This is a genomic window from Porphyromonas endodontalis ATCC 35406 (genome assembly GCF_000174815.1).
Lineage (GTDB): Bacteria > Bacteroidota > Bacteroidia > Bacteroidales > Porphyromonadaceae > Porphyromonas > Porphyromonas endodontalis.
Window position 1 is genome coordinate 1 of record NZ_ACNN01000004.1, and the last position, 9,583, is coordinate 9,583.

The 9,583-nt window shown below is 44.4% G+C and carries 7 protein-coding genes; 3 read left to right on the forward strand and 4 right to left on the reverse strand.

Annotated elements, in window-relative coordinates:
* Window positions 1–161: 161 nt before the first annotated feature.
* The gene (locus POREN0001_RS00075) at window positions 162–2,018 is read left to right on the forward strand and encodes a DUF349 domain-containing protein (protein WP_004331976.1); all 1,857 of its coding nucleotides are present in this window, start codon (window positions 162–164) and stop codon (window positions 2,016–2,018) included.
* Between the two features lie 107 nt (window positions 2,019–2,125).
* Window positions 2,126–3,157, forward strand: coding sequence for an NAD-dependent epimerase/dehydratase family protein (locus tag POREN0001_RS00080; RefSeq protein ID WP_040579833.1), 1,032 nt, complete (start codon window positions 2,126–2,128; stop codon window positions 3,155–3,157).
* A gap of 212 nt (window positions 3,158–3,369) precedes the next feature.
* On the opposite strand, the gene POREN0001_RS00085 is transcribed toward POREN0001_RS00080, so the two are convergent.
* On the reverse strand, window positions 3,370–4,365 hold the full coding sequence (locus POREN0001_RS00085; RefSeq protein WP_004331982.1) for an RNA-directed DNA polymerase: 996 nt from the start codon (window positions 4,363–4,365) through the stop codon (window positions 3,370–3,372).
* A gap of 645 nt (window positions 4,366–5,010) precedes the next feature.
* Here POREN0001_RS00085 and POREN0001_RS00090 point away from each other — a divergent pair.
* Window positions 5,011–5,898: a DNA-binding protein gene (locus POREN0001_RS00090; RefSeq protein ID WP_004331980.1), complete on the forward strand. Its 888-nt coding sequence runs from the start codon at window positions 5,011–5,013 to the stop codon at window positions 5,896–5,898.
* Between the two features lie 402 nt (window positions 5,899–6,300).
* Here POREN0001_RS00090 and POREN0001_RS00095 read toward each other — a convergent pair whose 3' ends face one another.
* Genes POREN0001_RS00095 through POREN0001_RS00105 form a run of 3 tightly spaced genes read right to left on the reverse strand, consistent with a single transcriptional unit; the run spans window position 6,301 to window position 9,506 of the window.
* A complete protein-coding gene (locus POREN0001_RS00095) occupies window positions 6,301–7,320 on the reverse strand; it encodes a branched-chain amino acid aminotransferase (RefSeq protein WP_004331983.1) in 1,020 nt (339 codons plus the stop codon).
* Between the two features lie 47 nt (window positions 7,321–7,367).
* The gene (locus POREN0001_RS00100; protein ID WP_004331977.1) at window positions 7,368–8,723 is read right to left on the reverse strand and encodes a dihydroorotase; all 1,356 of its coding nucleotides are present in this window, start codon (window positions 8,721–8,723) and stop codon (window positions 7,368–7,370) included.
* A 39-nt stretch (window positions 8,724–8,762) separates the two neighbouring features.
* Window positions 8,763–9,506 carry a polyprenol monophosphomannose synthase gene (locus tag POREN0001_RS00105; RefSeq protein ID WP_004331978.1) on the reverse strand — a complete coding sequence of 248 codons (744 nt, stop codon included), beginning with the start codon at window positions 9,504–9,506 and terminating at the stop codon, window positions 8,763–8,765.
* Window positions 9,507–9,583: the final 77 nt, after the last annotated feature.

Genomic DNA, 9,583 nt, shown 5'->3' on the forward strand with positions numbered 1-9,583 from the left:
ATTAGCACTACTTTTGTCATACCGTTGCACTTGATACTGGAATCTGCACCTACTTTATTCACAAAAGACAGGCCTTAGTCTCATTTTTATTTGCTTAATTTGTAAACGAAATGAGAGAGGATCCCTATACGTTGTAGGGTTGCCTCATCAAAGGAATGCGTATGGAAGATACTAACTTGATGCCCCAAGAGAAAAACCTCAACACTACAGCACCCGATGCTGCTGAGGCTACTACTCCCGAAGCTCCCGAAAAGAGAGCTGACCACTCCACTGAGAGTCCTGCTTACAAAACTTTCTCTTACGAGGAAATAGAAGCGATGACTTGTCCTCAGATTGTAGATGCAATTGCACTGATGTCTCAATCTGAAGTTTTACCCTCTCGCCGTGATGTTGATGCCCTAAAAAAGGGATTTGACAGAAAGAAAAGTGCATACGAACGCGCAGAGACAGACGAAGCTAAAGCCCAACTCGAAGAGGCAAAACTACACGAGAGTCGCTTACACGATATCCTGGAGACCTACCGACTTCGCTACCAACAAAACCTAGAGGAAGAGCGAAAGAAGCAGGAAGAGAACTACGAACTCAAGCGTCAGCTCATCGAGACTTTGCGCTCTATCGTTTCGAGTCAAGACGACTTTTCGACCATCCGTACACAATACTACGAACTAGAGGAGAAGTGGAAAAGCATTGGCCAAGTGCCCGAGGCAAAGTACAACGATCTCCAAGCCGAGTATAGTAGATTGCGCGAAGAGTACTACGACCTTCGTCAGATGAACGAAGAGAGCCGCGCCTACGACTTCCGCAAAAATCTCGAAGCAAAACAAGACCTCATAGCACAAGCCGAGGAGCTCAGCACTCGTGAGGACATCATAGAGGCGTGCAAGGAGCTACAGCAACTACACCGCGAGTGGAAAGAAATCGGTCCTGTAGAAAAGTCTATGCGTGAGGAGATTTGGGCTAGATTCAACGAGCTATCTCACGACCTAAATAGGCGTCGTCAAGAGTTTTTCGACAACCGAAATGCCCAAGAAGAGGCCAACCTCTCCGCAAAACAAGAGATCTGCTTGGCAATAGAGTCGCTACCCATCGATTCGTTCAATAACGCTTCAAAATGGAAGAGTGCCACCGAACAAGTGCTCAAGCTACAGGAGCAATGGAAAGAAACTGGGCACGCTCCACGCAGTGAAAGCAATGATATCTATAAGCGTTTTAGATCGGCTTGCAATTTCTTCTTTGATACAAAGGCTCAATTCTTCCAGACCCTACGTGAACAATACGATCAGGCTGATGCCACCAAGCGCAAGATCATAGAAGAGGCAGAGTCTCTTGCCACCAGTACGGATTGGAACAAGACGGCTAAAAGGCTCAAAGAGCTACAAGAGGAATGGAGAAAGGCAGGACGTTCGTCCAAGCGCGTAGGTGATGAACTTTGGGCTCGCTTCCGCACAGCATGCGATACCTTCTTCGAAGCTCGTAAGAAACAAGGCAATGCACGCAATACAGAGCAGGTAGCTTGCCTAAAGGAGAAGCGTGAAATCATTAGTGAAATTGAAGCACTAACAGAAGAGGAAGGCACTCCGCAAGAAGAAATGCGCAGCAAACTTAACGCCCTTATGGAGCGTTTCAATGCTGTGGGGCATGTGCCTTATCGCGACAAAGAAAAGGTGTACAACGCCTACTATCGTGCCGTAGACAAAGTGTACGAAAAGTTCCAAATGGAGCGCAATCAGCGCCGTCTCGAAGCCTTTGCCTCGGATATAGACAGCATGGGTGGAGACCTTAAAAAGCTAGAGGATGAGCTAGAAAGACTCTACCGCACTCGCGAACGCATGTCCAAGGAGCTGCAAACCTCTACCGGCAATCTAGATCTCTTCTCGGTATCGTCTAAATGGGGCGACTCCATGATGCGAGATATAGAGCAAAAGCAACAACGCTTGAAACGAGATCTAGCCTCTGTGGGCGAAAAGATCCGTCTACTCCAAGAAGCGGTGAAGGAAGCACGTGCAGAGAACAAATAAGATCCTCTTGTTACTACTCCGATCAATTCACGAATAACGATTAATTATGTCACTCAAAGGAGGTCTATTCGGCCTCGTTTGAGTGGCTTTTTTATTCTAAAAAGGAAATGAACTTGCAAGAAGAGGGGCAATACAAAGAGCGGCTTCTAATTACAGGAGCAACAGGTTTTATCGGCAAATACATCCTAGAAAAAGCTATAGAACTGGGCTTTGACGTATGGGTGGCAGTACGCAAAGAGAGTGCAAGAGAGCGCTTCGAGGGGCTACCTATCCATCTCTTGGAAGTTGATTTCTACTCTGTGGATCAGATGGCGCAGCAGTTTGCGAAGATTCCTCTCTCGCTATCTACAGAAGCTCCTTTTCGCTACGTTATCCATAACGCAGGTCTTACCAAGACGCCCCATAAGAAAGAATTTCAAGAGGTCAATGCCGAGCATACACGCCGTCTACTAGAGGCTCTTGAGCGCATGCCTGCCCTACCCGAGAGATTCGTATTGATGAGCAGTATGGGCAGCTATGGAAAGAATCGTAGCCATCACCCCTTGGATGCCTCCATGCCACACGAGCCAAATACGCTCTACGGGAAGAGCAAACTCCTGGCCGAGCACTATGTGCGCCAATCGGACTTTCGCTACACCATCCTCAATCCTACCGGGGTATATGGTTTTGGCGACCAAGACTATTGGCTCTCCATCGATACCATGAAAAAGGGCTGGAGTTTTCTATCAGGACGCAAACATCAACAGCTCTCATTTGTGTACGTGCGAGACTTAGTGCAAGCTCTATTCCTCGTAATGACCCATCCCGAAGCCGAAGGAAGAAATTATCTAGTTTCGGATGGTCAAACGTACGACGACCATGACTTCACCCTTTTCGCATCAAAGCACATCCATCGCAAAGTGCACGAAGTTCGAGTTCCCCTCAGCATCATATATATAGCATGTATTTTGGGAGAACTCTATGGAAAACTCACGGGGCATCCCATTGCACTAAACCTAGATAAATATCCTATTCTCAAGCAACGCAATTGGCAGTGCAATATTGCTCCTCTTCTAGCCTTAGGGTACCGCCCCCAATACGATCTAGCCAAGGGACTTGACGAATCATTCGCACTTGCCAAAGAGAGGGGAGTTCACTAGACCTTGGCCAACGAAGGGGGCTTCCCACCCAATCCACCAACAGACAACTCCACCTAGGGTAGAAAGGATAAAAACCCTGCCCTAAAAGTATAAATTTATAGGCTGATAATTCACCGATTATCAGCCTATTTTTGTATTCATTTCTGCCTAGAATCCCTCCCAAAACCACTCTAGACAAAAACAGATTACCACCTCTTGAATATTAGGCATCTTCAAAGAGAATGTATGAAAAGACTTACCTCTTTGTCTTTTATAACATCATCCATTCCAGCAAATAGATTGTTATCAAAAATTCTTTTTGAATCTATTTTTCTCTTGAAAACTCTCCTCGAAATCCATGTACTATTCCACATATTAGTATTATCTCCCCGAACAATCTTGCACAAAGTCTCTTCAAATTGAAAATCACTCCTCCTCCTCTCCAACATTCTCTGCATCCATATTTGAGCAAATCCAGAATTTGATGTATCCATTAAACATTGATATATCTTCCCGGAAATACTCCTCATTGTATCATCATCAAATCCTTTTAATATCTTACTAATAATAGAACAACACACAGGTATTGATTTGGGATTGTGAAGCATTATATCAACTGTTATACTGATAATTTGAATAGACATCTCTTTATCAGAAATACCCTTATTCAATTCCGTTAGTGCCCTAACAACACTTCCAGAATTGGGGTATTCAAGGCTATGTTGATGAATCAATAAGAATTGCTTTTGCAAAGTAAGATTGCTCTGATTGAGTTGAAACCAAGACAATTTATCAGGTTTTACTGCACTAGATATAATATTTCTGTTCTCTCTAGTTTTCGAGGAGTTTAGTTTTAACCCATAAGGCATGATAACTTCTGAAAGCAATCTCAATATCATTTCTCCATCACTGGAGTTCTTTACAAAAACCTTATAATCATCCCTATACCTAAGCACCTTGTAATCAACGATCTTGTTCTCTTTGATTCTCTCCGAAAGCTCTTCGTCAATATATCCAAGAACCATTTCTGCAATAAAATCCATTAAGACAGACCTCTGCGGTATCCCATTAGTTTGCCCACGCTGCATGTCCCGAATATGCTTATCTATTTTATTCCCCAATAAATTCGCATTCTTCTGTTTTTTTGCTATACTGCGAGTCTCAACAGCCCAAGCAATCGAATGGGTATACATAGAACCATAACAATCTGCAATATCAGTGTCATACAAATACTTGTAGTCTAATGAAAGATTGATAGACTCCTGCTCTATATTCTCCCACCATTGAAAGACCTGTGTAGCTTTATCTAACTGACTACAGGAATACTAAAGCACTGTATTTTATCGTTCCCTCGAAAACTTTGAAATCGATTACGAATTTTCTCCCAATTGGATTTTTCTGTAATTTCTCTAACCAGTAAAACATAGAGGAATGGATGTATTATTTGCGGAGGTCGCCAAGATAGCTTTCCATCCTTATTTGCAAACAACATGTGGTTTACACTCTCACATCCTTTCAATGTCGTTTCATTATAACAATCTGATATGAGATTTACCTTATCCATTTCCAATATCTTCTAGCAGTCCTGCAAAAGAAAAATACTGAGGCAAATATATTACAATAACTTTTGTCTTTTAAGAAGAATCTCTTTGCTTCCTCATAAGTCATCGTTAGTATTGATTTTCTTTCCATATACTCAATATAAATACTTACGCCACAAAAATAGTCTCTTCTTGAGAAAAGGGGCTAGGCAACTATCTCTATCCTCTGGCTTATCGGCAAGAAATCCCTTTACATTTGAGATAGAAGCCCATTTTCTTGCCGATAACGGCAAGAAAATAATATCTTTGCAAGAGAATTAAGGTCTTGTCAATATGGATTTTCTCTCTGCTAAAGAATACGCCGAAATGCACGGCATCTCCGAACGAACCGTTAGAAACTACTGTACTCTAGGCAAGATCGCTGGAGCACGACTTATAGGCAAGACGTGGAGTATCCCTCAAACAGCACCTCTTCCTCCACGCAAGAATGCTCGTATGAAGCTTTCTCCGCTACTCAAGGTATTAAGAGAGCAAAAGGAAAGTCAACTCAGAGGGGGTATCTATCATCGTACACAGATTGATCTCACGTACAATTCTAACCATATCGAGGGGAGTCGCCTAACTGAGGAGCAAACGCGCTATATCTTCGAAACGAATACAATTGGCATAGCTGGTGAGGCAGTGCGAGTAGATGATATTATTGAGACCACTAACCACTTTCGTTGTATTGACTTCATCATAGAGCACGCCCTCAACCCCTTGACTGAAGCTATGATCAAACAGCTTCACCTAATGCTTAAATCTGGGACATCAGACGCATCTAAAGCATGGTTTGCAGTAGGAGCCTATAAAAAGCTCCCTAATGAGGTGGGGGGATTAGAAACTACCGCCCCCAAGAAAGTGGGCTCTGCTATTCGGTCTTTACTCCGAGACTACAAAAGCAAACAGCAAGTTTCGCTTGAGGATATACTCGATTTTCACCAAAAGTTTGAGGCTATCCACCCTTTCCAAGATGGCAATGGGCGTGTGGGCAGATTGATTATGTTCAAAGAATGTCTCACTCACAATATTGTGCCCTTTATCATCACGGATGAACTCAAGATGTACTACTATCGAGGCTTACACGAATGGGAGCATACCCCGGGCTATCTTCTTGACACCTGCCTTACAGCACAAGACCAGTATAAAGCCATCCTCGACTACTTCAAAATAAAATACTAAACGAGGGCTGACAAGAGTCAAACTCACTCATGTAGTAAACCTACCCGGGAGAGAGGGGCAACATAGAACGCCTAAGCCATTATTGAACCTTGTATTTTTTCGTGCAGGACTCTACACGGATCGAACCTCAAATACTACCTCTGCAGCAGGACTAAAGTCAAATATAAATCTCTATGACTAATAAGGGGACGAACAAATAACAGAACGATAGAGGAAATTCAGCAATAGCTGATTATTCAGAAAGCAAGACCTCAGAAGTGCAACAAGGCATATCCTGAGGTCTTTTTATCTAAACGCAAATAAATTGTATCTGTTGCTACTCTCAATAGAAAAGAGCCCGCAGGGAAGTCTCCCCACGAGCTCTCTCTCAAAGTATATATCAGACTATATGTCTAGATTTTATTACTCTACAATAGTAACCCATCCATAAGGATCTTCTACATCACCATACTGAATAGCACGGAGACGATTATAGAGTTCTTCGCAACGCTTACCCGGCTTACCATCCTTAGAGATCTGGTAAGTCTTGTTTTCATCAAGGTCGTCAATGCGAAGAATAGGGCTGATCACAGCAGCAGTACCGCAAGCTCCGGCTTCTTCGAATTCTGCAAGTTCGCTTTCGGGTACATGACGACGCTCTACATTCATACCCATATCCTTAGCAAGTTGCATCAAACTCTTATTGGTGATAGAGGGGAGGATAGAGGTGGACTCGGGCGTAATGTATGTATTGTTCTTGATACCAAAGAAGTTGGCAGGGCCACATTCGTCGATATACTTCTTTTCCTTTGCATCAAGGAAGAGACATGCAGAGTAGCCCTTGTCGTGAGCAAGTACCGTAGGAATCATACCAGCGGCATAGTTACCCCCAACCTTGATTGTACCGGTACCCAATGGAGCTGCACGGTCATAGCCACGCATAATAGCCATAGGAGTAGGCTTGAATCCTTCTTTGAAGTAAGGACCAACAGGAGTTACAAATACGATAAAGAGATATTCGGGAGCCGGCTTAACACCAACTTGAGCACCAAGCCCTAGAAGAAGAGGACGGATGTAAAGAGATGCACCACTCTCGTAGGGAGGGATGAAACGTTCGTTGAGTTTAACAGCCTTGATGCAAGCCTCTTCGAAAAGTTTCTGAGGTACAGGTTGCATCACAACACCCTCTGCTGAGCGGATCATACGCTTAGCATTCTCGTCTATACGGAAGATACGCACCTTTCCATCTTTGCCCTTGAAAGCCTTTAGCCCCTCAAAGGCTTCTTGTCCATAATGAAGGCAAGTTGCCCCCATGTGCATGGTAATCGTTTCTTCGGAAGATACTTCTAGTTCTCCCCATTTGCCGTCGCGGTAGTAGCAACGTACGTTGTAGTCGGTCTTGTGATAACCAAAACCCAAAGATGACCAATCAAGTTGTTCCATAATACAGTACGTATTTGAGATTTGTATAACTCCTACAAAAGTAGCCATTATCGGTTAAATGACAAAGGCTTTACCGAAGGTCTTGCCTCAAATATACCTTTGTGATAAGCTCGTTGCCCATTGACATAGGTACTTTCGACGCTATGATGGAAGCTATAACCTTCGAAAGGCGACCATCCACAACGGCTCACAATACCCTCTTTGTTTACCTCTGTATTCTCCCGAGGATTGATAAGGACGAGATCGGCATAGTACCCGGGGCGGATATATCCTCGCTCTTGTAGCGAAAATAAGTCACTAGGGCGGTGACACATCTTATCCCCCACCAGCTCTCTAGACCACAAGCCCTGATCAGCAAGTTGCAGCATTACGAGTAGAGAGTATTGAACGAGGGGTCCACCCGAAGCTGCCTTGAGAGCACCTCCTTCTTTTTCCTGCCAAAGATGAGGGGCATGATCCGTGGCTACTATATCCAACGCTCCGTCTATCAAACCTTGGCGCAACGCCTGTCGGTCTGCTTCCGTCTTTATGGCAGGATTCCACTTAATACGTGTGCCAAGACGAGCATAATCCTGATCCGTAAACCAGAGATGATGCACACAGACCTCACTTGTGATATGCTTTTCTTTTAAGGGGAGGTCATGGCGGAATAGAGCTACCTCTCTAGCTGTACTCAGATGCAACACATGGAGGCGAGTGCCATACTTTGTAGCTCTATCGAGCGCCTCCGACGTACAGCGGTAGCAGGCCTCGTCACTACGAATAAGGGGGTGGCAAGTGATAGGAGGATCCTCTCCATAACGCTCAACGTACAGGGCTCTATTACGGCGAATTATCTCTTCGGACTCAGAGTGAATGGCTATGAGATGAGGGCTCTCTGCAAAAAAAGTCTCTACTGCCTCTCTACGATCCACCAACATATTGCCTGTGGAGGCTCCCAAAAAGAGTTTAATCCCGGGGATTATCTTTGGATCTAGAGAAAAAAGGCTATCTGCATTGCTATTTGTTCCTCCCACAAAGAAGGCATAATTTGCCCAAGAGACCTCGTGCGCATGGTCGCGCTTCCACATAAGAGCATCGTACGACGTGGTGGCGGGGTTCGTGTTGGGCATATCCATAAAGGAGGTTACCCCTCCGGCTATGGCTGCTCTACTCTCGCTCTCTATATCTCCCTTGTGGGTAAGCCCCGGGTCTCTAAAGTGTACCTGGTCGTCAATTACGCCGGGAAACAACCACAACCCCTCACAATTTTCTATCTGGGCATTACGCGCCTCTTCGGGGATTTTTGTTAGGGGCATTATCCCTTGATAAATTGCCGCAATACGCTCCCCATCAATTAGTACAGAGCCGAAGAAAGTTTTTCCTTCGTTTGTTATCTGAGCATTAAGTAGTAGTTGTTTCATAGTAGTTCGTAGTGTTTGGATATTTCCTCCAGTCGTTCCTTAATTTGCTTTGCGGTGCGGATATCCTTTGAAAGTATGCCATAAACGCAACTTGAGTACCCCCGTGAACGCTTCGCCAAAGATGGAACTACTCATCTTAGAGACCCCTAGTTTGCGATTGATAAAGATGATGGGCACTTCGGTTAGCTTGAAACCGAGACAAGCTGCCACATATTTCATTTCGATTTGGAAGGCATAGCCTTTGAAATGGATAGCATCAAGATCAATTGCCTCTAGCACCTCCCGGCGATAACATACAAAGCCGGCCGTAGTGTCATGTACCTTCAACCAGGTAACGAAACGGACATAATAAGAAGCCCAGCGGCTCATCATGATACGATTACGAGGCCAATCCTTCACGCCTCCACCCTTTACATAGCGAGAGCCCACAGCCACATCATACCCTTGATCGTGACACGCAGCATAAAGACGAGGGAGGGCTTCTAGAGGATGACTAAAGTCGCAATCCATCTCGAAAATGTAGTTATACCCCTCAGAGAGACACCATTTGAAGCCCGCAATATAAGCCGTACCCAAACCGAGTTTTCCCTTTCGCTCCAACAGATGGAGACGCTCAGGGTATTTCGCCATCTCCTCTTTTACGATGGAAGCCGTACCATCAGGAGAGGAATCATCCACAATAAGTATCTCAAAATTACCCTCTAGAGCAAATACTTGGGTAATCATATTGGCGACATTTTCTCGCTCGTTGTAGGTGGGGATGATAATAATCTTATCCTTCATACTATAGCGCAACTCTCCTATAATTGCTATCCGTTTCTTTAGTTGCTACAAAGGTAACACAAAAGAAAAAGAGAACT